This window comes from Candidatus Villigracilis proximus (genome assembly GCF_016717045.1).
Taxonomy (GTDB): Bacteria; Chloroflexota; Anaerolineae; order Anaerolineales; family Villigracilaceae; genus Villigracilis; species Villigracilis proximus.
This window is the reverse complement of sequence record NZ_JADJUO010000001.1, coordinates 158,257-182,634: the sequence shown is the minus strand read 5'-3', so window position 1 is coordinate 182,634 and position 24,378 is coordinate 158,257. Positions and strand designations below refer to the sequence as shown.

Sequence of the window (24,378 nt, the reverse complement as noted above, 5' to 3'; positions counted from 1 at the left end):
ATGAACACTGATTTTGGATAAAAGCTCAAATCCTTTTCATCTGTGTTCATCCGTGGATATTTCGATTTACGGAGTCAAAATATCCTTGGCCCATTCGCGTTCAGCTTTGTACCATTCGATCAAATTGCCGATGCCTTCGCGCAAGTTGACTTGTGGATTCCAGCCGAGCATTTCGCGGGCCTTTGTCACATTGGCCTGGTTCATGAACATGTCGGCCAGATTGGGCGGACCATATTGCACGTTGGCTTTTTTGCCAGTTAAGTCTTCGACCAGTTCAACGAGTCCATTGATGGAGATGACTTCATGTCCGCCAAGATTGATGATTTCATAACCGAGCGGCTTGAGTGCGGCAATTGTTCCGCGGGCAATGTCATCCACGTAAGTGAAGCCACGCGATTGATTCCCGTCCCCATTAATGCGGATCGGCTCGCCTTCCATGATCCACTTTACGAAGCGGAAGATGGCAAGATCGGGCCGGCCAGCGGGACCATAGACCGTGAAATAGCGCACAACGGTCACATCAATATCATATAAGTGATGATAGGAATGCGCCAGTGCTTCCGCGCCTTTCTTGCTGGCGGCATACGGCTGCATCGGTTCACTGCTTGATGCAGTTTCAGGTGTGGGATATTCTGGATTTTCGCCATAAATACTGGATGTGGAGGCGAGAATAAATTTCCTGCACCCAAACTGACGGCAAACCTCAAGCATGTTCAATGTGCCGGTGACATTTGATTCTAAAAACGCCCAGGGGTTTTCCACGCTGTAGCGCACGCCCGCGCGCGCCGCAAGATTGATCACGCCGTCTAATTTCTCATTCTTAAACAAGTCAATGGCTGACTTTTGGGAAATATCGTGTTGATGAAAGGAAAAACCTTTCAGCGCTTGAAGTTTCTTCAAACGATAGTGTTTTACACGCGGATCATACGCATCATTCACGTTGTCAATACCAACCACGGTATGTCCCTGCTCGATCAGCATGGTCGAGGTTCGCGCACCGATAAAACCTGCCGCGCCGGTTACCAGATAATGTGCCATAAAAAGTGCTCCTGTGTCACGTATCAGGTGTCAGAAGAGAAAGCCCGACACCTGATCCTGAAAAAATTAAACCTATAACCTTACAACGTTCGCGCTGTTCTTCCCAAGTTTGCCGGTGGCATTTCGAGAGTCGAAAACAAATTTCGCAGATTCAATGATCGCTTTGTAATCATATTCCTTGTGATTGGTAATGATCACCACCGCATCAGATTCCTTGACCGACTTCATCATATCCTTGACGCTGTCCATTTGCCAGCCATCATGCTCATGATGAACATGCGGAATATACGGATCGTGATATTCCACAATTGCGCCCTTGTTTTTCAAAAGGCCGATCACATCCAAGGCCGGGGATTCGCGTACATCATCAATATCAGGTTTATACGCCACACCCAGCACGAGGATTTTGGAACCCTTCAACGCCTTGCCGTGATCGTTCAAACCTTCCATCACACGATTGACCACATAACGCGGCATGTTGGTATTGATCTCAGACGCGAGTTCAATAAAGCGCGCATTGTAATTAAAGGATTTCATCTTCCATGAAAGATATAGCGGGTCAATTGGGATGCAGTGTCCGCCCAGACCAGGGCCGGGGGTGAATTTCATAAAGCCAAATGGTTTACTCGCGGCCGCATCGATCACTTCCCACACATCCACACCGAGACGTTCGCACATGATCGCCAGTTCGTTGACCATGCCAATGTTGATCATACGGAAAGTATTCTCAAGCAGCTTGGACATTTCAGCCGCTTCGGCAGAGGAGACATGATGCACAGTCTTGATCGCGCCTTCATACCAGGCAGTTGCCACTTCGCCGCAAGCTTCGGTGATGCCGCCCAAAACCTTGGGCGTGTTGATGGTTGTCCAATCTTCCCGGCCCGGGTCAACGCGCTCAGGTGAAAAGGCAAGGAACCAATCTTCACCGACAACAAGATCATGCTCAATGCCTAATTTTGGCAAAAGCAATTCGCGGGTTGTGCCGGGATAGGTTGTCGATTCCAGTACCACCACCATGCCCTTGTGGACATATTTCGCCAGTTCTTCGGTTGCGGAAATAATGAAGGACATATCCGGGTCACCCGTTTTACGCAGCGGGGTCGGCACACAAATGCTAACCGCATCCATTTCCTTTAGCACAGAAAAATCAGTTGTGGCGGTAAATTTACCATCCTTGATCAATTTCGCAACCGCTTCACTCTTTACATCAGGAATATAGGACTTGCCCTCGGCCAGTGAATTGATCTTACGTTTATCAGGATCAACCCCTGTGACATGAAAGCCCGCCTCGCCGAATACAACCGCAAGCGGCAAACCCACGTACCCCAAACCAAGAATCGCTATCTTTGCAGTTTTATCTTTTAATTTCTTAATCAGATCTTCTTTTGTAGACATATTTTCTCCTTTCATCAGATGTTTCCATGTTTCAGCTAAAATAAATTTAATTGCTTTGGTGCATCGTCTGGAATTTCTTCCACCTTCTTTTTTACTTTTTCTACAACCGGTTTCCCTAATGCGGCACGCGCCTCCTTCAATTGATCCGGTAGTTTTGCAAAATCAGCCAGAATAGTAGGTTTAAGCGCAGATTGATGCAAGGCCGCCGCAGGATGAAACATTGGGATGACATACCTTTCACCCACCTTTTGCATTTGCCCATGCACAGCGCTGATCTTAACTCCTGAGAAGAACTTACTCATGGATATGCGTCCCAGCGTCACAATAATACTAGGATTTATTGCTTGATTTGCGCTTCAAGATACATATCACAGGTAGCTAATTCCATCGGGTAACGGGTCGCGGTTTCCGGCGGACGGCACTTCACCACATTCGCAATGAACACTTCTTCGCGTGTCACATCTGCCTGGGCCAGCAGTTGATCCAAAAATTTACCTGAAGCACCCACAAAGGGATGTCCCTGCTCGTTCTCATGAAAGCCGGGGCCTTCCCCAATGAACATGATCTCTGCATTCGCAGGGCCGTCGCCGGGCACGGATTTTTTGCGTGATTCATGCAGCACACATTTCGTGCATACAGAAACTTCCCCGGCAATTTTGGCTAAAGTTTCTTCAGAGGTCATTCATCCTCCACTCAAATCCTTAAGTGACATTAAGATCGCATCTTCACCATTATCTTTGTAATAACCAGTGCGGCGGCCATCCACTTCAAAACCAAATTTGCGATACATATTCAGCGCGGCCAGATTTCCTTCGCGGACTTCCAAAAACGAAGTGATCGCGCCTTCTTCTTTTGCAGATTGCAAAGTCAGCGACAATATTTTTTCGCCAATGCCCTGCTTGCGAAAATCAGGATGCGTGGCAATCGTCGCAATGTGAATTTCATCCACAATGAACCATGCCACCAGCATCGCCACGATGCGTCCATCCAGATCGGCCACCCAACAGCGCGAAGCCGGATTATCTGTCAACTCAAAGCGGAATGAACGCGCAGGCCACGGCAAACTAAAAGAGATCTGGTCAATCGCGACCACCTGCTCCAGATCATCCAATGTCATTCTGCGGTAGACGACAGTCATAAAATTGGCGTGCCCTCAACATGTAGATATACAGGCGTGAGCGACGCGGCATCGTCCACATCATTATTTTGCCAGCGCGCCCACGCCAACTCTGCCAGAATGGACGGACGGCGGATGCAATACACGGGCGAAGCCAGCAGAATATTGACTCGTTTCCGCGCCATGCGAGTGCGGTCATCAGACGTTAACTCGCCGGCCACGTATGTGGGACTATTAATTTCATCTGCCAGCTCATCAACCGTCCCGCTTCTTACCGGACCTTGAACCTGCCACTCGTTCTTCAGGCATTTATACCAACCGACAGCGATTCCCACAGGCTGCGCTGCCGCGATAATATCCAAAGTGGATATTCCGATCACAGGAACATGACGCGCAAGCGCGATTCCTTTTACCAAAGATAAACCAACACGCAAACTTGTAAAAGAACCCGGGCCAACAGCCACACCCAAAGCGCTGACCATGTCCATAGAAACGCCGCACCGATTCAAAAGTCCGGTAAGAGCCGGGGCCAATTCAGTCGTGTGATGCTGACGTGTTGTCCAGGTCATCTCGCTCAGGATCTGAGTCCCATCATATAAAGCCAATCCCACTTGTGCAGTGGATGTATCAATTGCAAGTAACATTAAGCCCCTCCAAACATGGATTGACGAATGCCTTCCAGCAATTCATCGTAACGTTTGCCGTTCGCGTTGAAACGCATCTGACGGTGTTCCTCCTGAATGTGCTCAAGGTTGATCCACAATCGTTCTTTGGGAATTAAATTACCGAGGCGCTCAGGCCATTCGATCACAAGCGCGCCTTCGGTAAGCATGGACTCAAGATCAAGTTCCTCTGCCTCAGGCAAAGATTCGAGACGATACGTATCAAGATGAAAGAGTTGAGCGCCATTCGCGCGGCGATATAAATTGACAATAACAAAAGTGGGGCTTGAAACAGAATCTTGAGACCCCCAGCCTTGCGCGAGACCCTGCACAAAAGTTGTTTTCCCTGCGCCGAGATCGCCCTGCAAACAGATCACGTCGCCTGCTTTGATTTCAGCGCCAAGACGCATTCCAATACGACGCGTCTGCTCAGGGCTGCGGCTGAAAAATTCAATGGTGTGAGAATCAAGGATGGGCATCGCGAAAGAATTATACCCCCTGATAAATCAATGCGAAGAAACACAAAGGACGGCACAGGACGTGACTGTCCTTGTGTTTAAAGGTTCTTAAACTTCAATCTGGCAGAAATACGCGAGACGAAACTTCCGCGCCAGTTTTGCAGGATGGCCTCAAAGTAGAGATTCTCCAATGCGCTGACCTGCCCCTCGATGGAAAATTTCTCACTCAATTCAGTGGAACGTTTGCCATAACGCGCAAGTTTTTCAGGGTCAGATAACAGCTTCACCAATGTATCGCTAAACACACCCACATCCAGCGGAGTTAAATGTCCGTTCTCGTTTTCCACGATCATGCCTTCGAAGGCTTCATCCTGCACGGCCACCAAAGGCAGACCGGAAGCAATCGCCTCGATCACAGAAATGGGATGCACTTCGGTTGTGGATGCAGATAAAAAGATGGTCGCGTCATGTAAAAGATCAGGTAACTCAGCGCGATTAACCATGCTAAGAAAATGAATGCGGTCGCTCACATTCGTTGCGGCTGCATGTTCTTCAAGTTTTTTGCGTGCGCCACCATCACCAGCAAAACAAGATGCGCATCAGGAACCCGCTCTGACATACGTACAAATGCATCGATCAGAAAATCGAGACGCTTCTCCGGATCTACTCTGCCGACGGATAACAAGATCGGCGCATCAGCACTTAACCCGAGCCTGTTTCTAAAGCTTCCAGGATTTTTCACCGCCTTGAAATTGCTCAAATCAATTCCGTTGGGAATGGTAATGATCGGCTTGGTTACTTTCTGTTCCAACAGCAAACGGTGGAACTTGGGCGAAGGCACCACAATTTGATCGCCAAGATTGGTAGACGTGGTGCTAAACCAGCGTGCCGCATGGCGGATGACACCCGTGCCGCCAATGATCTTAAGATAATGAGTGTAATCTGTAATGGATGTGTGATATGTGTAAATAAGAGGCAGGTTTTTGGTGGAAGCTGTGAAATAAGCCAGCAGTCCCACTGTCAGCGGACTGTGGGCGTGCAGCACGTCAAAATGTTTTCTGGTCAACGACCATGTGCTGCGCGGAGTTCCAAGCACAGCCACATAAATCGGCGGGTCATTCAAATATTTCAAAGATGGAAGCCGCACCACGCCGGGTTGATCGTCTTTATAGCCGGGAATTTTTGGTGCGAAGATCGTAACCTGGTGTCCTCTGCCTTGTAACCCCTCCGACACCAATTGCAAAGAAATGGAAACGCCGTTGACCTGAGGCGCATACGTATCTGTGAACAACCCGATGCGAAGCGAACCCATATGAAGTTTCTTTCCAACTTCTGTTACATTTTCTGCCATGTTCGATTTCTCCTGAAATTTTGTAAAACATCCCACACATCTATCTGACCAACAAAGTTGATCAACCTAAATCTGCGGGATGCTGTTCCTTTTTATTCTCTTCATGAATTGTCAAATTTGCCTTCAAACGTTTTACCAGTTCACGGCGTGTGAGCATCACGCGATGCTGACAGCCCATGCATTCCAAACCAATATCCGCGCCAAGGCGCACCACTGTCCACTCATACGATCCGCATGGATGTGGTTTCCGTAAACGCAAATGATCTTTCAACTGCAAGTCAGGAAGCATGCTCAGGATTATACCGCCATGACTTTAAGAACTACATCCTGAGCGCAGACAATTTACATGCTCCCGAAAGGACGCGGACGAGAAGAGCAGTTCCATCGCAGCAGCCGACCCCCCAGACTTCCGAAGTCTTTTTTGATGCATCTTCGCTTGGACGACTCTTAAAAGACTTCGGAAGTTTGCACCAGTACTGAGAAATATTTCCCAGCATCGGTGCGAAAACTTTCCTTGAGGAAAACTCTGTAACGAAGATAATAAGAGAGTAATCTGAAATGGAGGCATGAGATGAATAAAGAACTGAGAATCAAATTCTGGGGTGTGCGCGGAAGTTATCCCACACCCGGCGCAGACACAGTCCGTTTCGGCGGCAACACTTCCTGCGTGGAAATTCGCGCCGGCGGGCGCACGATCATTCTCGATGCCGGCACGGGCATTATTCCGCTGGGGCGTGAGCTGGCAAAACGCGCTGCCCACCCTGCGGAAAAACGTCCGCTGGAATTGCTGCTGCTCTTCAGTCACTGCATCACGACCACACTCAGGGCTTTCCGTTTTTCGTCCCTGCTTATATGCCGAACACACGCCTGCATATTTTTGGGCCGGGTGGCACGCCTGAAACGATACGGCGCGTGCTCGAACACAATCAATCGGCAGAGACTTTTCCCATCAGCTTGCGTGAGATGGCTTCCTCGAAAGAGATCGAGTCAGTTCGCGAGTCACAGTTGATCGTTTGGGATGAAGAAAATATTCGGGTAACTGAATCAAATACCAGATTAAGCCCCGACGCGGTCGTCATCCGCATTTATAGTTCGCACGCGCACCCGGGCGGAGTCTATATTTATCGCATCACATGGCGCGGAAAGTCGGTCGTGTATGCGACAGATACCGAAGGCTACGTGGGCATGGATCGCAGGCTGGTGGCCTTTGCGCGCGATGCGGATGTGCTGATCCACGATGCGCAATACAGCGAAGAACACTATCGCGGACAGCTCGCCGGATTCCCATCCACGCAGGGCTATGGACACTCGACCGCTGTGATGGCTTCAGAAGTTGCCGCATCAGCCGAGACGGGTGAACTGGTTCTGTTTCACCACGACCCTTCCTACACTGACGATTTGGTAGCGGCGCAAGAATCTACAGCGCAAAAGTTATTCCCTGATTCACGCGCCGCCTATGAAGGACTTGAAGTTAATGCATACAGGCTTCCAGGTCTTTTAAGACTCTCCGCCGGAAAGAATTAAAGAGAGACTTCGGAAGCCTCTGACGAATGGATGTACAATATGTTAAGAATGACCGAACTCAAGATAGATGATACCCGCAACATACTTTCGGACATTAAATTGTTTGAAGGATTAACACGGACTCAGCTAGACTGGGTGGCAAAGCACGCGCATCGCCGTATCTTTACTGCGGGGATGAATGTGATGACCATCGAACAACCGGGCGAGGCTGTATATATCATTTTGCATGGCACAGTAAAAATTCACATTGAACAGGGTGGGCGTGATGTGATCCTCTCTGTACTTGGCAGCGGTGATCTGCTCGGTGAAATGAGTTTGATCGATAGCGTGGGGCGGTCTGCAAGTGCCATCACGCTGGAGAACTCGCTTCTATTGTGGATGGACAAAACCACATTCAACTACTTGATGGATAACTTTCCTCCAGTGGCGCGGAATTTGGTGAAGATATTATCCGCACGCGTGCGGCTTTCCGATCAGGTGATTCAATCTCTGGCAACATTGGATGTAAATGGACGGGTGGCGCGTCAGATACTTGCATTCGCTGAACGCTATGGCCGTGAAATGGCAGATGGAGTGCAGGTCCGCATTGTATTGACGCAGAGCGATCTGGCCGATCTGGTTGGCGCTTCGCGCAAGCGAGTCAATCAGGCGATGGTGTTTTTCAAAGAGCAGGGACTACTCAGCACAGATGCCGATGGGCGATTTGTGATTCACGATAAGGTTGGGTTGGCAAGATTTTGTGATTAAACAGCTAGGTGATCAGGTAATTAGGGATTAGTAGCCGCTGGTTGATTTTTTCAACTGACGGCTTTTTTTGTTATAGAGCCATCCAGTTATCCTTCGGCTCCGCTCACCGAATTCGAATCGGCCCTCAGGATGCGTAAAGATTGTATAATCGCATTATGACTACATATAAATTCTTTCACCCGGTCGAAGTCCGCTACGGTGATCTGGATCCGCAGGGACATGTCAACAACTCCAAACATCTGACTTATTTTGAGCAGGCACGTATTGCCTATATGATCGAACTCGGTTTATTCACGAAGGATCAATCCTTTATGGAGATCGGCGTAATTCTGGCGGACGTCCACATCGTATATCTTGCGCCGGTTTATTTTGGTGAGCATATTAAGGTTGGAGTCCATGCTTTGAAATTGGGAAACAAATCCATGACGTGGATGCAGAATATTGTCGATGCGAAAACAGGCAAAGAGTTAGCCAAGGGGGAAGTTGTGATGGTGACTTATGATTACAAAGAAGAAAAGACGGTCAACATTCCGCACGATTGGCGCGAGAAGATCAAAGCGTTTGAAGGTTTATAGAAAAGGATAAATCATGCCTCTCCCTAAAATTGACGAAAAATATTTCACCGATTTCCTGGTTGACCTGCTCAACGTCACCTCGCCCACCGGCTTTGCAGAACCTGCAATTGATTTTGTGGAAAAAGAATTATCCAAATATAAGCAATTGAAATTATCAAGAACACGCAAAGGCGCACTGGTTGCAAAATGGGAAGTGAAAAGCGACTTGCCTCCCGTTGCATTAACTGCTCATGCGGATACGCTTGGCGCGGTTGTGAAAGAAATCAAATCCAATGGACGATTAAAGTTAAGCCGCATTGGCGGCATCCAATGGCCGAGTGTGGAAACCGAAGGCGTGTGGATCATCACTTCCAAAGGCGAAAAGATTCGCGGCTCGGTGTTGATTGATGCGGCGTCCGGTCATATTTATGGCGCGGCGGGAAGTGAAACTCCGCGCAACGATGCGCACATGGAAGTCCGCATTGATGCGCGCACCACTTCTGAAAAAGAAACCCGCGGACTTGGAATCAACGTCGGTGATTGCGTGGCGTTCGATCCACGGGTGGAAGTGACCAATGGATTCATCCGCTCGCGTTTTCTCGATGACAAGGCTTGCGTGGCAAATCTCGTAGCAGCGATCAAGTCGATGGCAGAATCAGGCCAAAGTCCGGTGCGAAGCGTGTACTTCCATATTTCCAATTATGAAGAGGTCGGTCACGGCGCGGCGGCGGGTATCCCGGCGGATGTGGCGGAGTTGGTCACAGTGGATATGGCAGTGGTCGGCAACGGTCAGGAGTCAGATGAATTTCACGCGACGTTGTGCATCAAAGACAGCAGCGGGCCATACTCTGAAGGCTTGAACAAAAAAATGCGCGCCATCGCTGAGAAGCACGGTATTCCATATAAAACAGATGTGTATCCATTTTATGGTTCAGATGGCGAAGCCTTTTGGCGCGCGGGCGGCGATGTGCAGCTCTCGCTGATCGGCCCCGGGATTGATGCTTCGCACAATTACGAGCGCGCCCACATGGATGGATTGAACGCCACCACGAATTGGATCATGGCGTATTTGCTTGAAAAATAAGAATCCTCTAACGTAATGATTTTCAGGCAGACGTTATCTGCTTAATGAGGATTTATCAACGATGGAATCAATCGAAGCAAAGATCGGATCGCTCGCCCCTAACTTTCACCTGCTTGCCACTAATGGGCAGAAGGTTTCGCTTTCAGATTTTCGCGGAAAATCAAACGTGATTATGTTCTTTATCCGCGAGACTACCTGCCCGCAATGCCGCACGCATGTGGCGCAATTGGGACGTATGTATGAACAGTTCCGCGAGACAGGCGCAGAGATCATTGTTATTTTAGGTGAGGACGTGGAAAAAGCGCGTGAATATGCAGAAGGGATAAATTTGCCATTTCCAATTCTTGCCGATCCCGGGCGCAACATATACAATCTCTATGAACTTGAAAAATATTTCCTGCTTTTTCAACGTACTGCCTCGTTGGTCGTTGACAAAGATGGTCTCGTCCGCTATCTCAAACGCACCACCGTGCCAAATGTCTGGTTACAGGAGACGCGTGAGTTGTTTGGCTTTGTGGATAGTTTGAATTAGGGGAAAGGTCTAAGGAACTAAAGTTTCTGAGGTTTCTGAGGTTTATAAGGTTTATAAAGGTCTCGCTTGCGCGGGGCTTTTTGTTTTCCGTTTCACTTTCTTACTTCTCACTTCTCACTTTTTACTTTCACTATTCCCTATTCACCTAATTACCCCTTGATTGTATACTTGCCTCATGAAACTGGATGCCGCTCTTCCCCTCGTTGCATTGAAAGATGTTCCTGCCATTGCGAAAGCCGCACAAGAGATGGGCTTCGCCGCGCTGTGGACTCAAGAGACCCAGCACGATCCCTTCCTGCCCTGCACATTGATCGCGGAGCATTCGGCTGACATGCAATTTGGGACTGCCATTGCGGTCTCGTTTGCGCGCTCGCCTGCGAACATCGCCTACACCGCATGGGATTTATCCGCGCAATCTGGCGGACGATTCATTTTGGGATTGGGCACACAGGTCAAGGCGCATATTGAACGCAGATTCGGCATGACCTGGCCTGACTCTGTGACCGGGAAATTGCGCGAACAGATTCAAGTCATCCGCGCGTTTTGGGATTGCTGGCAGAACGGCACGAAGTTAAATTTCCGCGGCGAGTATTACAAGGCCACGTTGATGTCGCCTTTTTTTAATCCCGGCGCAATTGAGAATCCGAATATTCCGATCTATATTGCGGGCGTCAATACCGGCCTCGCGAAACTGGCGGGTGAATTGTGCGAGGGATTCCACGCGCACCCGTTTAATAGTCCGCGTTATATGAATGAAGTGATCCTGCCTGCCATCGAAGATGGACTGCAAAAGAGCGGAAGAACCCGTAAGGATATTACGATTTCAATGACTCCCTTTATCGCCACATCACCCGAGGAAGAATCCTTTGCGCGGATGCAGATCGCATTTATGCCAGCACACCGTCCTATCAAGCAGTAATGGACTTGCACGGCTGGACCGAAACCGCGCAGCAATTATCAGGTTTTGCCGCCAAAGGCGAGTGGGCTGAAATGCCGATGTTGATCACCGACGAAATGTTGAACGAGTTTTGTCTGGTCACTACTCAGGAAAATCTGGCCGCCGACTTAAAGAAACGCTACGCCGGCATCGCAGACCGGCTGACACTGTACACACCTTTTATCCCGAAGGAAAAAGATGATTGGTGGCGAGCATTGGCAAAGGCGTTTGAATAATTCATAATCAAAACTGGAATGCGGACTTAAGTCTGCATTCCCAGTTTTTATAAAGGAGAGCATCATGACAATCTCCAAGCAAAGTATATGAGGGTGAAAAAGATTTTCAGATCATGGTGGACTTGTTGAATCAAGTCCGCCCGGCTGAGCGGATCAACGATTACCCCGCAAAAGTTAATATTGAAGAAGGCCTAGCTAACGCAGAAGTCCGCGCAAATATGAGATTATGGTTCTATGCAGGTCAACCCATCGGCTGGGCGTATGTGGATGACTCGCATAATTTGCTTTGGGAATTTCAAACTCAATACACAGAATCGCTCGGCGCGGAAATCGTCTCATGGGGCGTGGATTGCATCCGCAAGAATTTGGCGGCGGAGGAATCGTCCACGCTGGATGCAAGCTGCCGCGAGGATGACAAACAAAGGATGGACTTTCTCCGTCAGCACGGATTTCACCAAACAGAGGTTATCACCGTTAGCATGAAACGCGATCTCTCTACGCCGATAGCTGATTCTGTTTTGCCGGAGGGATTCTTCGTCCGCGCAATAAAAGGCACAGAGGAAGCAGAGGCAGTTGCCAGCACGCACCGATCCGCGTTTGGGACGGAGTACATGTCCACGGAGAATCGTCTCGCCATTATGAGCACCAGTGAATACGATCCAGAGTTGGACTTGATGGTCATCGCACCTGATGGAAGCATCGCCGCATATTGCACATGTTCGGTCGATGAACAAAACAGGGAAGGCAGCACCGACCCCGTGGCGACACATCCGCGCTTTCAAGGTATGGGATTGGCAAAAGCAGTGTTATGCAAAGGATTGCAAATGCTCAAAGAACGCGGAATGAAATCCGCGCACCTCGGCACCAGCGGACAAAACATCGCCATGCAAAAGGCTGCCGAGTCTGCAGGATTTGTTTTGGAGCACAGAACATTTTGGTTTGAAAAAGAAGTGAGAAACTGAGGTGCCGCGCCATGCGGCGTAAACTTTTTTACCAGAGATAAACAGCGATAAACAAAGATATACCATCTCTTTTTTAAATCTCCGTTCACATTGTGCCCGTATGGGTATCTCTGTTTATCATGGTGATTTTTTCCCTAGCCCACCTGAAAGACTTTCCTTAAAGTAATGTAAAATCGAAATAGAAAATTTAACGCCCACATTCGCACACAAAGGAAACACTCATGGACTTCAACGATTATCAAACCAAATCACGCGGCACCGCAAAATATCCCGCCATCGGACACGCTGTTATTTACCCGACACTGGGTCTCGTCAACGAAGCGGGCGAAGTGGCAGGCAAGATCAAAAAGGTTTTCCGCGACAAAGATGGACAGATCAGCGCCGAAACCCGCGAAGCTCTCAAAGCCGAATTAGGTGATGTGCTCTGGTATCTTGCGCAGGTCGCCACAGAACTCAACCTGTCACTGGATGAGATCGCCGAATATAACATTACTAAACTAATGGATAGGCAGGCACGCGGTAAGATTCAAGGGGATGGAGACAACCGATAGATGTAAACAAGGGATATAAACAGATACACACGTAAAAAAATACGCACTTGTGTACTCTTGTACTTGTTTACTACCCGTGAAAACTCTAACCTTTTTCCAACACGGAGTCACCCGCCTTTTTGGTACAATGCCTAGAGATATAGGAGATTATTATGGCCGGTATGGAAAGATTTACCCAACGAGCAAGACGCGTCCTCAGCCTTGCACATCAAGAGGCAGAACGCGCCCGCCAAAACAACATTGGAACCGAACATCTCATCCTTGGATTAATGGATGAAGAAGGCGGTGTCGCAGGCCGCGTCTTACGCGACCTCGGCATGACCCCCGAACGTGTGCGTGAAGTCGTTCAACGCGTCTCCAGCGCATCCCCTGAATTTGACTCCACCCGCATCGAACTCGCTGCGGAAACTCAACAAGTCCTTGAATTTGCAATTGAAGAAGCCAGCCGCCTCGGCCATCACTACATCGGCACCGAACATATTTTGCTCGGTCTGATCCGTGTTGAATCCACCGGGATGGAAGTGCTGCGCAGACTCGGAGTCACAGCGGATCAAATTCGCAGACAGACTCGCCGCGTCTTAAATGAATCCGCATCCTCCTCCCCGACGCCTGCCGGCCCGCAACCGGGCAAAGGTGGCGCTTCGGCATCCAACAACCCAAAGACCCCGCTCATCGATCAACTCGCCACCGACTTAACCTCGAAGGCCGAAGAGAAAAAACTTGACCCCGTCATTGGCCGTCAAAAAGAAATTGAACGCGTCATTCAGATTCTGGCGCGCCGCACCAAGAACAACCCCGCGCTCATCGGCGAACCAGGTGTCGGCAAAACTGCCATCGTCGAAGGCCTTGCTCAACGCATCATAGACGGTGACGTCCCCGCGCCATTGATGAACAAGCGCGTGCTTCAACTTGATGTGGGCTCACTCGTCGCCGGCACCATGTATCGCGGTCAATTTGAAGAAAGACTCAAGCGCATTATTGATGAGTTAAAAACCTCAGGCGCGATCCTCTTCATTGACGAGGTCCACATGCTCGTTGGAGCAGGAGCCGCCGGTTCCTCCGTCGACGCAGCAAATATCCTCAAGCCCGCTTTATCGCGCGGCGAGTTACAAGTCATCGGTGCGACTACGCTTGATGAATATCGCAAGCACATCGAATCAGATGCCGCGCTCGAACGCCGCTTCCAACCCGTGCAGGTGGACGAACCCTCTGAAGAAGAGACCATTCAAATCCTCAAGGGCATTCGCGGCGCATACGAAGAACATCATCATTTGGTGATTTCCGATGAAGCGCTCGAAGCCGCCACACATTTGTCATCACGATATGTCACCGAAAGATTCCTACCAGACAAAGCCATTGACCTGATCGACGAATCATCCTCACGTGTGCGCATGTACAAGAGTCCGGCTGCGAAACACGCCAAGGATCTTTTTGGTCAATTGAGGCAGGCACGTCAGAACCGTTCCCTCGCCCAAGAAGAGGGCAACTCGGAAGACATCAAGGAATGGGAAGAGCGCGAGTCTGATCTCGGCCAGCAGATCGAACGTCTGCGCACCGGCTGGGACCGCGCAAATAGTCCCGTAGTCACTGCCGAAGACATTGCCGAAGTCGTCTCCATGTGGACCGGTGTCCCGCTCATGCAGCTTGCAGAGGCCGAATCACAACGCCTGCTCAAAATGGAAGATGAACTACGCAAAGATATCATTGGCCAGGAAGATGCCATCGTTGCCATCTCACGTGCAGTCCGCCGTGCGCGAGCCGGTTTGAAAGACCCGAAGCGCCCGATTGGTTCATTTATGTTCCTTGGCCCAACAGGTGTCGGCAAGACCCAATTGACAAAGACCCTCGCCAAGTTTATGTTTGGCAGTGAAGATGCCGCCATTCAACTCGACATGTCAGAGTTCATGGAACGTCACACCGCCGCCCGTTTGGTGGGAGCGCCTCCCGGATATGTCGGGTATGAAGATGCCGGTCAACTGACCGAAGCCCTGCGCCGCCGCCCGTACTCCATCATCGTTTTCGATGAGATCGAAAAGGCACATCCTGAAGTACACAATATGCTGCTCCAGATCATGGAAGAAGGTCACCTCAGCGATGCGAAAGGCCGCAAAGTGGATTTCCGCAATGCGATCATCGTCATGACCTCCAACATTGGCGCAGACATGATCAAGAATCAAACTTCGCTCGGCTTTGCCATGAAACGCGATGAAGCCACTGAAGAAAAACTTTCCTACGACGACATGCGCAAGAAATTGAACGAATCGCTCAAGCGCGCCTTCCGCCCTGAATTCATCAACCGCATGGATTCAGTTGTCATCTTCCGCTCGCTCAACAAGGAAGATATTCAGCAGATCGTTTCGCTGGAACTCGACAAGGTCTCTGAACGCTTGAAGGATCATGAATTCGTACTCACAGCCTCTGAAGAAGCGCTTTCCCTACTTGCTGCGCAAGGTTACGATGCAGAGTTTGGGGCGCGTCCGTTACGCCGTGTCATTCAGCAAAAAGTGGAAGACCCGCTATCAGATCGGGTACTCGCCGGTGAATTCGTAAACGGCGACGCGATCAAAGTGGATGTCAATGATGACGGCGAGCTAGTCCTCAATAAATTCGAGGAAAAACTCCCCGAGCCGAGTTTATAAAACAAATAAACCCTAAAGGTTTCTAAAACCTTTAGGGTTTTTACACTATGAATAAACAAGAACTCCTCAAACAAGCCGATTACACCTTCCAACGCGGCAATCGCGAACTTGCCAAAAAATATCTGACGGATTTTCTCGTGAAATACCCCAACGAAGAATCTGCGTGGATGCTGATGGCGCGTATCATGGAAGAACCCGGGCGCAAAGTTGAATGTTATGAATGCGCCCTCAAACTCAACCCCAATAACGTTGAAGCAAAGATCGGCCTTGCCCGTATTAAATTCCCTGGCAAAACTCAACCCAAACACAATCTCATCACTGAAAATCCATTTCAGAATTCCAGCCCATATAAAAACCTCCTTCGTGGAGCAGGCATCTTTATCGTTCTGGCAATTCTATTGGGGACCACATCATTTGTCGTGGCACGCAACAACCCGGAATCAACAGTCGCAAAATTAATGATTCTTTCCACTCCAACACTCTCTGCCCAAATCCCCATTACCAGCAATATTGCCGCGCAAACCCGCGCAGAGATCAGCGCTGAATATCCGCAATATGTTCCGCTTGTAGATGCGTTGATCGGCCTTGCAGTAAACAGCGCTGAAAGCGGACTGGAAGGTGCCCCGGAACGCCCTGGTGCGCAAATCATCCCATCTGATGCGGCAGGCACTGAAGCCAAAACAACGCTCGAAAATGCGCTTCCACAACCTGGCTCGCTCTCATCTGCCACACTCACCGAAAGACAACTCACCTCATGGCTCGCCATGGAAATGAAGAACAGTCCTGATCTTCCATTAAGCGATGTGCAAGTTTATTTACGGGATGACAAAATACAAATTTGGGGCATGGTGGCAGGCAGTACCAATTCCACCTCAGCGCTCATTGTGGGCAATCTTGTCATAGATTCAAACAAGAATCCAGGCATTAAGATCGAGTCAATACAGATCGGCACACAAACAATCCCCGCCTTATTGGTTTCGCAAATGGAATCCTGGCTCAATCAACTCCTGATCGAGAAAATAAACAGCCAGACGCCAGGGCTGGAGATCATGAATATCAATATCACAAACGGCTTGATTACAATTTCTGGAATGCGATAAATATTTCACGAAGTCTTGCCGTTTATCCTTATATGGTGTTGAATTCATTATAGTAAATTCTCTACTTAAGAATCGAAAGCTGATCACTTTCGTGCAGAAAACGCAGTTTTTTCTTTATGTGAGCAAAACCAGGTTTTTTGCGCCTAAAAGATTTTTGTACAGCGGAGAAATCATAAAAAGAAGCGCACCCTTTCGAGTGCGCTTCTTTTTATGAAATCAATATTATTTATGGGGTCGGCAAGGGCATGTGGAATGTTTTCTGAATTAGCACTGCCATCTCAGAGCGAAGCACTGCATTATTGGGGCAAAAATTTCCGCCGCCACAGCCGCTTGAAATTCCGCTTGTCCCTAATTCATCTGCCCACTTTACGCCCCAGTGAGTAGCCGGCACATCGGGCCATTTTCCTGTGGATGCAGGCGGTGTATGTGAAGCAGGCCAGGATTGGCCACGAAGTAGAAAGACTGACATTTCTACACGAGTGATACCTGCATCAGGGCAGAAGGTGGTTCCGGCACCGCAACCGCTGGTAACACCATCACTCTTCAAGGCCTCAATCCAATATCTGGCAAAATGACTGGTAGTATCAGTAAAGGTAATTGCTGGCGTACCCGGATTGAAAGAACCGCCATGAATGGAGCGTTCAATAAAAATGGACATTTCGCCGCGAGTAATCGGTTGCTCGGGACAGTAGACTGTCAATGGAGATGCTGTTGCGCAACCATAAGTTACACCATAAGCCCAAATGGATTGAACATAATCCAACGCCCAATGCCCGGCAGGGACATCTGTAAACGGAGTGAGGGTATTCGCTGTTACTGTCGCAAGACCATTTACCGCTGATACACTTGTCGCGCTGATTGAATAAGCTGTACTTGTAAGTGTAAGTGGTGTGCTTACCTTCTTTAACTTATCCACTGCAACAGTGACGTTGAATGATCCATTGGCTGAAATCGTGCCAAGGCCACAGGTTACAACACCGCTGGATGGAGTGCAGGTATAACCACCAGTATTGGAGACATACATTGTATGCCCCGGAAGAGTGAAAGCGATCTGGGCATTATTAGCTACCGCAGTGGTAGTGTAATTAAAAGTATAGGTATATTGGCCGCCAGGTAAAACCGTAGCCGGACCGGAAGCCGTCAAAGTAAGAGTTGCTGCAGGTATATTCGTAAGCACAGTCTGACCACCTACTGTTGGAAAGCCTGTTGCTCCAATACTATAATCTCCATGCGCAAGCGTGGTCCCTGCTGCTGCACCTGAGATATTGCCCGTAACCGTGAAACTGCCCGTTCCTCCCCCAGCTACATTATTAAAGGTACATGCTACCGGGGCTGTTCCACTGCAATTAACATCGCTATCACTTGTAAAAGTAACATTCGTTGGCGGAGTAATGGAAATATTCAAAGTGGCCGCAGATGCAGAGCCATTCTTATATGTGTATGTATATGTAATGGTTGACCCGGCATCACCTGTTGCCGGACCAGTGGCATTGATACTCGGGCCAGCAATATCGCCATCAGTAACTTCGTCCACATATACATAGCCGGGATGTCCGCCTAAAGAACAACCTGCGGCTGTGATCTCCAATCTAATGTTATCTCCGGCAGCCACGGGATGAGCGTCACTGGAGGCAAGATCAACATACGTCCAATCAAGATATTGCCAAAAATCGCCGCCAGACCCAAAAGACACCCCCGTTTGCCAGTTCTTCCCCGGTTCTCCTACATAGGAAGAGAAATCATATAAAACATCATTGGCGTTAGTTGTATTAATGGCGCGCACCCGAAAGTAAGGTTTTTCTTCAGCCGTATGCGGGTTATCAACAGGGTTAACCATTGCCGCAGAATAAGTAAAACGTACATGAGCTTTATTATCCCCGGGGTTTAGAACTGCTGTTATATTCTGAGTGATGGTATTTGCATTTTTTCCAAATCCACCACCGTCATAAGAGAGCGCGCTATTAATACGAGCGGAGTAACTCCCATAGGCTGGGTATTTGAGGACACCACCCGTATTGGCATCAGAGAGACTCAAAGCCGCTGCAGGGCCAACCACAACACTCAAATCACTTCCTCCCGAGCCCTGTGAAGCATTGAAACCATTGTTAATGAAGGCGCTTTTCGCCCAACTGGTAAAATCGCCTGTTTCAAAACCACCATTCCCCACAAGCGCTAATACAGCTGTGGCAAGAATCAAGGCGGCAATGACTGCAATAATTACTGCGTTACTAAGTTTTTTCATTTAAATTACTCCTTATAATTTCTGACCTGGCTTGATATTGAAAATAGGAAGAAACGTGAAAGATATAAATTTAGGCCATACCTCCTTGTTGAGAGTATTAAAAAAATATCACAAACGCATATCCATCTTAAGTACTATTAATAATGGGGAATTTTACAATGAAACTGCAATTATGGCACATTTAAAACCTTCAATTTTGCAAGGAAAATCTGGCAAATATGCAAAGCTTGCAGCAAATCAACAACTGGAGGTCATCTGAAAACTGTTAAGTAAAGGTTTTGAAGCTTCCCAATTCATAAAAACTGTAATCTTCTCTTAATAAGATTTTTTCTTCACATCACGTCCTACAATCACAAAAGACTATATGATTTATCAAAGGAGACTTTAGCATGAGTACCCCATACGAAACCACAACCCTGGCCGGCGGATGTTTCTGGTGCGTCGAAGCCGTATTTGACGAAGCCAAAGGCATCGCATCTGTTGAATCCGGTTACTCAAACGGACATGTTCCCAACCCAACCTATCGCGCAGTCTGCAACGGAGATACCGGCTACGCCGAAGTGATCCAGATCAAATTTGACCCGTCCATTATTTCATTCCGTGACCTGTTGAATGTTTTCTTCGCCGTTCATGATCCCACCACCCTTAACCGTCAGGGTGCGGATGTTGGCACACAATACCGTTCGGCCATCTTCTATCACACCCCTGAGCAAAAGGAGATCGCAGAGAATCTTATCAGCGAGTTGAATGCCCAAAAAATCTGGAACAGCCCGATCGTTACGGAGGTTGAACCGATCAAAGATTATTACGTCGCTGAAGATTATCATCAAGAATACTTTGCGCGCAATCAAAATAATCCATATTGTCAGGCAGTGGCCGCGCCCAAAGTGGCAAAATTCCGCAAACACTTTTTAGATCTACTAAAGAAATAGACTGCGTGAAAATAAAGAGAGAGCAGACGCAATCTGCTCTCTTTTTATTTATTTACCTATTGTTTTTCTAAACAACTCAATGGTTAGCTTTCGCCCATCATTTGAAACTCTATGGCCAACCAGAGGGAAGACCTTATATTGCACATCAAATCCATTTCGGGTTAAGTAGGAAACCAGTTCTTCATTTGCCTGAATGGAAGTGGGATTATCAGCGCCGCCGATCGCAATCAGCACAGGAACCCGGGACTGTATTTGCGGCCCGACATATCCCGTGGAAAGGATCGCGAGCCCGCTGACATGATTGGGATAATGAGCGGCAAAGAATTGGATGAAATATGCGCCTCCCGAGACTCCGGCAAAGAACATGCGCTGACTCACACGATATTTTTTTTGAACTTCACCGACAGCCTTCCACACGGTGTTCTCGCCTATATCCACTCTGAATCCTCGGACATCGCCCGGATGAGGGGCAAAAGAATATAGCCCTCTTTTTCAGCATATGTTTGCCACAAATTCCAACAGTCTAACCCCGAGGCGCCCGAGCCATGAATCCCTACAAACAAAGGCCATTCACGGTCACTTGAATAATTTGTTGGCACGATATCCCCATACCTTCCTTTTATCTTCAACAGACGACCATGTTTCTGCATATAACCGCCAGCCATATGTATGAGCCCGATTCTCCTTCAGAAAGCCTTCCAGGATCTGGCGCGCCTCCTTAACCTTTCCTCTTTTCAACAAGTTCTTTGCAATTTCCAGGCGATTATCTGCCATAAGTTCCTCCTGATATAAAATAATTATACTTTAATCAGCAAATAAATCTTTGTTATACTAATAGCACCTTATTATTATGATAGACCAAACCATTTCCCCCAACTTTTATATCCGTGATGTTCCTATTTATGGTGACGCCGTCCTCGCGCCCATGGACGGTTATTCCGACTGGCCGTTTCGCTCGATCTGCCGTGAACTCGGTTCCGCGATGAGCTATACCGAATTCGTGCAAGTGGAAAAAATTCTCAGCCGCTCAAAACAGCCCGCCAAAAAACTGCACTTTGAAGAAGCAGAGCGCCCGGTCACCTTTCAACTCTACGGCGACAACGTGGACAAGATCGTCGAAGCCGCGCTGCGTGTGCAGGATTGGGGACCGACCATCATCGACATCAACATGGGCTGTCCTGCCAAAAGTGTTTCAGATCGCGGCGCAGGCGTAGGCATGATGAAGACCCCAATTAAGATCGCGCGTCTGTTCACCAAACTCAGCAAAAAACTTACAGTTCCGCTGACCGGCAAAATCCGCCTCGGCTGGGAACGCAACAAAAACTACAAACTCATCGCGCGCATCGTTGAAGAATGCGGCGGCGCACTGATTGCTGTCCACGGGCGCACCAAGGAACAAAGTTACAGCGGCAACGCAAATTGGGACGCCATCGCCGAAGTAAAATCCATGGTGAAGATTCCCGTCATCGGGAATGGTGATGTAAAACGTGTCGAAGATATTCAGAAAATAAAAAACTATACCAAGTGTGACGCGGTCATGATCGGGCGCGCCACACTCGCCAATCCGTGGATCTTCTCACGCCTCAACCGCGAAGAAGTCACAGCCGAGCAGGTGCAGAAAACTGTCCGCACGCATCTGGCACGCAGTGTGCAATTCTACGGCGACGAAGACGGCTCGCGACTATTCCGCAAGTACGCCGTGCAATATTTGCTGATGCAAACCCTCACCCGCGAAGCCCGTAAACAAATCCTCAAGCCCATGCCCTCCGCCGAATTTCTTGAAATGCTCAATCAGGTTTACACAGTCACCGCAGTATAATCAAATCATGATCCTTGACCTTCCCTTCATTCTCGAAACACGGCGCAACCACGCGCTCGAACACGCCACGCTTCACATGCTGGCGCGCACGCACACAGGCAGCATGGCCGGACATTCCAACCCGACCGGATTTTTCCTGCTCGGTGATTTTTCCACGCCCGAAGTTTGGGTGGCGGCCACGGAAGCGCTCGAAAGATTGCGCGGCGGCGAAAGCGGATTAGCTATCCATGCCGGCTGCGGCACCAACATGGCAACCACAGCGCTTCTCTCTGGAACGTTAGCCTGGTCGGTGCTTCGATTAGCAAAATCCACCCTGATGAAAATTCTGCTCCTGCCGCTCGCAGTGGTATTCGGAGTCATTGGCGTTTTGATCGCCCGTCCGCTGGGACCTGTCCTTCAGCAACGCATCACCACCGAAGCCAATATGGGCAGCCTGCAGATCATAGATATCATCCCCGTCCGCAAGGGTGTGCATCGGGTCATTACGAAATAAATCTGGTCTCGATACGCCCGCGAAAAACATGCGGGCACTCGACCTCCATCTTTCCTCTTTCTTCTTTTCCTTTCATCCTTCATCTTTCATCCTTCATCCTTATGAGCATCTTCATCCTCTACGGCAACGACGAATTCGCCATTACGCGCAAACTCAAAGACTTTGAGTCTGATTTCAGCGACCCGACCACCGCCGGGATGAATACCGCACACCTCGAAGCGCGCACCATGACCGAGAATGATCTTAACAACGCGGTCAACGCCATGCCGTTTCTGGCGCCGAAACGATTGGTAATTATTTCAAATCCATCGGGGAAGTTTAACAATCCGGCCACGCGAAAAAAATTCGGCGAGTTTCTCAACAACGCACCCGATACCGCAAAGATCGTGCTTTGTGAAACCATGGAGCCCAAGGAAGTTGAAAAACACTGGCTGATGAAATGGGCTGAAAAGAACAAGCCTGCTGTCAAATCACAGGCCTTCATGCTGCCCAAACAAAGAGACATGCCAGGCTGGATCATCAACGAAGCCAAGAATCAAAACGGGAAGATCGATCCCGCCGCCGCCGCCAAACTGGCCGAAATGGTCGGTGTGGATACCCGTCAGGCGGGGATGGAACTTGCAAAATTGCTGGCATATGTCAATTGGGCCAGACCAGTTCAAGGGTCCGATGTGGAAGCGGTTTGTATCGTCACATCCCAGCAAAGCGTGTTTGACTTCGTCGACGCCTTGTCACAGGGCAATGGCAAAACTGCGCAAAAACTTTTGCACCGACTGCTTGAGAACGAAGATTCATTTGCTTTATGGGGCATGGTCGTGCGTCAATTCCGTTTGCTGGTGCAGGCGCGTGAAATTTTGGATGGCCGCGGCAACAAGGATGATGTGGCGCGCGCGCTGGGTGTGCATCCATTCGTTGCTGAAAAAACTACCGGACAGGCCAGCCGCTTTTCAATGGAAGCACTCGAAAGTATTTATCATCATTTACTGAGCATTGACGAAAGAGTCAAAACGAGCCAGATCACATTAGACCTGGCTCTCGACACGTTGATCGTTGAACTTGCGGGGAAATAACTAAGGCGCCCAACCAGCGTAACAATCAAAAATGGAGGGGGCACTTCCGGGGTATAAAACAACCGTACATAAAATAGTATAGCCGTCTTCATAGTGCGCAGTCACATCCACACCTTCAGTGGAATTCTCGGAAGGAACCTGACTTAAGGTATAGGGTTGATCTGTATGATCTGTAAACCCTTCGGTCATCAAAAGTGCTTTGTGAATTGTCTCAGGAGCAGAAGCATGTGCGGCTTCCTGTAATAATTCATGAATAACACGAACTGCTCTTTCGGCTCTTGAATTCATCTTTGAATATATACCGGGCGCCGTTCCAAGAGCAAGGATGATCATTATATTTATAAGGACAATCTTCGAGCGCGCCCATCCATTAAGAGACAAGGCTTGTACAAAGTGATGCGCAAGCCAGAAAAAAAGCCAGGCAAGCGGGGTCATCATGGCGGTAAAAGGAAAAGACAACCCAACCAGAACGATCACATTCAGCAGGGCACTTTCTGCACCCTGCATAAAATTTAGGATCAGGATCGTAACCGCCATGCTCAAGGCTGAAAGCAAAATACTTTTCATATCGTCAAAGGAATAAGCCGCCACGCCGGCAAAGATGCCGCCCAGTACAGCCCATAAAACCCACGCAATAAAAACAGCTGATCCATTTAAATAAAGCGGCAGATCTGGAAACAGTAATGTGTTGATAAACCCCGATAGCAGCGCAGCAATTGTTCCGGCGACAAACCCGCTTAATGCAGCGAAAAAGATGCGGCGCTGTTTCTCCGGGTCATTGTTCCTTTTGAGAAGATTTTGATTATCCATAAATCTCATTATAAAGCCTGACCGAAAATAATCGACGTAAAGAAAAGCTGTCTTCCAGTTAAGAGGATGTCAAAAAGAGCCAGATCACTTTAGACCTGACTCTTGATACGTTGATCGTTGAATTT

General features: G+C 48.8%; 28 protein-coding genes and 1 pseudogene. 15 read left to right on the top strand and 14 right to left on the bottom strand.

What is annotated here, in order from left to right; translation table 11 throughout:
• Positions 1–66: 66 nt before the first annotated feature.
• From IPL71_RS00940 to IPL71_RS00900, 10 genes are all read right to left on the bottom strand, one after another.
• Positions 67–1,038 (bottom strand): SDR family NAD(P)-dependent oxidoreductase, encoded by a 972-nt coding sequence (locus IPL71_RS00940; protein ID WP_345318100.1) that lies wholly within the window; start codon positions 1,036–1,038, stop codon positions 67–69.
• A 72-nt stretch (positions 1,039–1,110) separates the two neighbouring features.
• Positions 1,111–2,433, bottom strand: coding sequence for a nucleotide sugar dehydrogenase (locus IPL71_RS00935; protein WP_345318099.1), 1,323 nt, complete (start codon positions 2,431–2,433; stop codon positions 1,111–1,113).
• A 35-nt stretch (positions 2,434–2,468) separates the two neighbouring features.
• A complete protein-coding gene (locus tag IPL71_RS25710) occupies positions 2,469–2,735 on the bottom strand; it encodes a hypothetical protein (RefSeq protein WP_514130726.1) in 267 nt (88 codons plus the stop codon).
• Between the two features lie 35 nt (positions 2,736–2,770).
• Positions 2,771–3,115, bottom strand: coding sequence for a uracil-DNA glycosylase (locus IPL71_RS25705; protein WP_514130725.1), 345 nt, complete (start codon positions 3,113–3,115; stop codon positions 2,771–2,773).
• Entirely contained in the window at positions 3,116–3,571 is a 456-nt protein-coding gene (rimI, locus tag IPL71_RS00925; RefSeq protein ID WP_345318098.1) for a ribosomal protein S18-alanine N-acetyltransferase, read from the bottom strand.
• Positions 3,568–4,194: a tRNA (adenosine(37)-N6)-threonylcarbamoyltransferase complex dimerization subunit type 1 TsaB gene (tsaB, locus tag IPL71_RS00920; protein ID WP_345318097.1), complete on the bottom strand. Its 627-nt coding sequence runs from the start codon at positions 4,192–4,194 to the stop codon at positions 3,568–3,570. Before tsaB ends, rimI begins: the two co-directional genes overlap by 4 nt.
• A complete protein-coding gene (gene tsaE, locus IPL71_RS00915) occupies positions 4,194–4,691 on the bottom strand; it encodes a tRNA (adenosine(37)-N6)-threonylcarbamoyltransferase complex ATPase subunit type 1 TsaE (protein ID WP_345318096.1) in 498 nt (165 codons plus the stop codon). Before tsaE ends, tsaB begins: the two co-directional genes overlap by 1 nt.
• 77 nt (positions 4,692–4,768) lie before the next feature.
• Entirely contained in the window at positions 4,769–5,200 is a 432-nt protein-coding gene (locus IPL71_RS00910; protein WP_345318095.1) for a glycosyltransferase, read from the bottom strand.
• Complete coding sequence (locus IPL71_RS00905; RefSeq protein ID WP_345318094.1) at positions 5,197–6,021, bottom strand: glycosyltransferase; 825 nt, start codon at positions 6,019–6,021, stop codon at positions 5,197–5,199. Before IPL71_RS00905 ends, IPL71_RS00910 begins: the two co-directional genes overlap by 4 nt.
• Before the next feature lie 61 nt (positions 6,022–6,082).
• Complete coding sequence (locus IPL71_RS00900) at positions 6,083–6,310, bottom strand: DUF951 domain-containing protein (RefSeq protein WP_345318093.1); 228 nt, start codon at positions 6,308–6,310, stop codon at positions 6,083–6,085.
• 563 nt (positions 6,311–6,873) lie between these two features.
• Here IPL71_RS00900 and IPL71_RS00895 point away from each other — a divergent pair.
• From IPL71_RS00895 to IPL71_RS00845, 10 genes and pseudogenes are all read left to right on the top strand, one after another.
• Positions 6,874–7,545, top strand: a complete 672-nt coding sequence (locus tag IPL71_RS00895; protein WP_345318092.1) for an MBL fold metallo-hydrolase — start codon at positions 6,874–6,876, stop codon at positions 7,543–7,545.
• A 39-nt stretch (positions 7,546–7,584) separates the two neighbouring features.
• Complete coding sequence (locus IPL71_RS00890; protein ID WP_345318091.1) at positions 7,585–8,292, top strand: Crp/Fnr family transcriptional regulator; 708 nt, start codon at positions 7,585–7,587, stop codon at positions 8,290–8,292.
• A gap of 155 nt (positions 8,293–8,447) precedes the next feature.
• The gene (locus IPL71_RS00885) at positions 8,448–8,867 is read left to right on the top strand and encodes an acyl-CoA thioesterase (RefSeq protein ID WP_345318090.1); all 420 of its coding nucleotides are present in this window, start codon (positions 8,448–8,450) and stop codon (positions 8,865–8,867) included.
• Positions 8,868–8,880: 13 nt separating this feature from the next.
• Positions 8,881–9,930 carry a M42 family metallopeptidase gene (locus IPL71_RS00880; RefSeq protein ID WP_345318089.1) on the top strand — a complete coding sequence of 350 codons (1,050 nt, stop codon included), beginning with the start codon at positions 8,881–8,883 and terminating at the stop codon, positions 9,928–9,930.
• 61 nt (positions 9,931–9,991) lie between these two features.
• Positions 9,992–10,462 carry a peroxiredoxin family protein gene (locus IPL71_RS00875; protein WP_345318088.1) on the top strand — a complete coding sequence of 157 codons (471 nt, stop codon included), beginning with the start codon at positions 9,992–9,994 and terminating at the stop codon, positions 10,460–10,462.
• A gap of 175 nt (positions 10,463–10,637) precedes the next feature.
• Positions 10,638–11,635 (top strand): annotated as a pseudogene (locus IPL71_RS00870) (TIGR03617 family F420-dependent LLM class oxidoreductase).
• Between the two features lie 113 nt (positions 11,636–11,748).
• A complete protein-coding gene (locus IPL71_RS00860) occupies positions 11,749–12,597 on the top strand; it encodes a GNAT family N-acetyltransferase (protein WP_345318085.1) in 849 nt (282 codons plus the stop codon).
• Between the two features lie 221 nt (positions 12,598–12,818).
• Complete coding sequence (locus tag IPL71_RS00855; RefSeq protein WP_345318084.1) at positions 12,819–13,148, top strand: nucleoside triphosphate pyrophosphohydrolase family protein; 330 nt, start codon at positions 12,819–12,821, stop codon at positions 13,146–13,148.
• Positions 13,149–13,309: 161 nt separating this feature from the next.
• Positions 13,310–15,787 (top strand): ATP-dependent Clp protease ATP-binding subunit, encoded by a 2,478-nt coding sequence (locus IPL71_RS00850; RefSeq protein WP_345318083.1) that lies wholly within the window; start codon positions 13,310–13,312, stop codon positions 15,785–15,787.
• Positions 15,788–15,834: 47 nt separating this feature from the next.
• Positions 15,835–16,887 carry a tetratricopeptide repeat protein gene (locus IPL71_RS00845; RefSeq protein WP_345318082.1) on the top strand — a complete coding sequence of 351 codons (1,053 nt, stop codon included), beginning with the start codon at positions 15,835–15,837 and terminating at the stop codon, positions 16,885–16,887.
• A 226-nt stretch (positions 16,888–17,113) separates the two neighbouring features.
• Here the strand turns inward: IPL71_RS00845 and IPL71_RS00840 are convergent, their stop codons facing one another.
• Positions 17,114–19,129, bottom strand: a complete 2,016-nt coding sequence (locus tag IPL71_RS00840; protein ID WP_345318081.1) for a hypothetical protein — start codon at positions 19,127–19,129, stop codon at positions 17,114–17,116.
• A 55-nt stretch (positions 19,130–19,184) separates the two neighbouring features.
• On the opposite strand from IPL71_RS00840, the gene IPL71_RS00835 reads away from it, so the two are divergent.
• Both IPL71_RS00835 and msrA read left to right on the top strand, forming a co-directional pair.
• On the top strand, positions 19,185–19,388 hold the full coding sequence (locus IPL71_RS00835; RefSeq protein WP_345318080.1) for a hypothetical protein: 204 nt from the start codon (positions 19,185–19,187) through the stop codon (positions 19,386–19,388).
• A 130-nt stretch (positions 19,389–19,518) separates the two neighbouring features.
• Positions 19,519–20,061, top strand: coding sequence for a peptide-methionine (S)-S-oxide reductase MsrA (gene msrA / locus IPL71_RS00830; RefSeq protein WP_345318079.1), 543 nt, complete (start codon positions 19,519–19,521; stop codon positions 20,059–20,061).
• A 48-nt stretch (positions 20,062–20,109) separates the two neighbouring features.
• On the opposite strand, the gene IPL71_RS00825 is transcribed toward msrA, so the two are convergent.
• A complete protein-coding gene (locus IPL71_RS00825) occupies positions 20,110–20,499 on the bottom strand; it encodes an alpha/beta hydrolase (protein WP_345318078.1) in 390 nt (129 codons plus the stop codon).
• Positions 20,500–20,637: 138 nt separating this feature from the next.
• A complete protein-coding gene (locus IPL71_RS00820; protein ID WP_345318077.1) occupies positions 20,638–20,835 on the bottom strand; it encodes a hypothetical protein in 198 nt (65 codons plus the stop codon).
• 76 nt (positions 20,836–20,911) lie between these two features.
• On the opposite strand from IPL71_RS00820, the gene IPL71_RS00815 reads away from it, so the two are divergent.
• The 3 genes from IPL71_RS00815 (at position 20,912) to holA (ending at position 23,443) form a co-directional block, all read left to right on the top strand.
• Positions 20,912–21,880: a tRNA dihydrouridine synthase gene (locus tag IPL71_RS00815; protein WP_345318076.1), complete on the top strand. Its 969-nt coding sequence runs from the start codon at positions 20,912–20,914 to the stop codon at positions 21,878–21,880.
• Between the two features lie 7 nt (positions 21,881–21,887).
• The gene (locus IPL71_RS00810) at positions 21,888–22,373 is read left to right on the top strand and encodes a DUF6391 domain-containing protein (RefSeq protein ID WP_345318075.1); all 486 of its coding nucleotides are present in this window, start codon (positions 21,888–21,890) and stop codon (positions 22,371–22,373) included.
• Between the two features lie 101 nt (positions 22,374–22,474).
• Positions 22,475–23,443 carry a DNA polymerase III subunit delta gene (gene holA / locus IPL71_RS00805; protein WP_345318074.1) on the top strand — a complete coding sequence of 323 codons (969 nt, stop codon included), beginning with the start codon at positions 22,475–22,477 and terminating at the stop codon, positions 23,441–23,443.
• On the opposite strand, the gene IPL71_RS00800 is transcribed toward holA, so the two are convergent.
• Positions 23,444–24,253: a hypothetical protein gene (locus IPL71_RS00800; RefSeq protein WP_345318073.1), complete on the bottom strand. Its 810-nt coding sequence runs from the start codon at positions 24,251–24,253 to the stop codon at positions 23,444–23,446.
• Between the last annotated feature and the right edge of the window lie 125 nt (positions 24,254–24,378).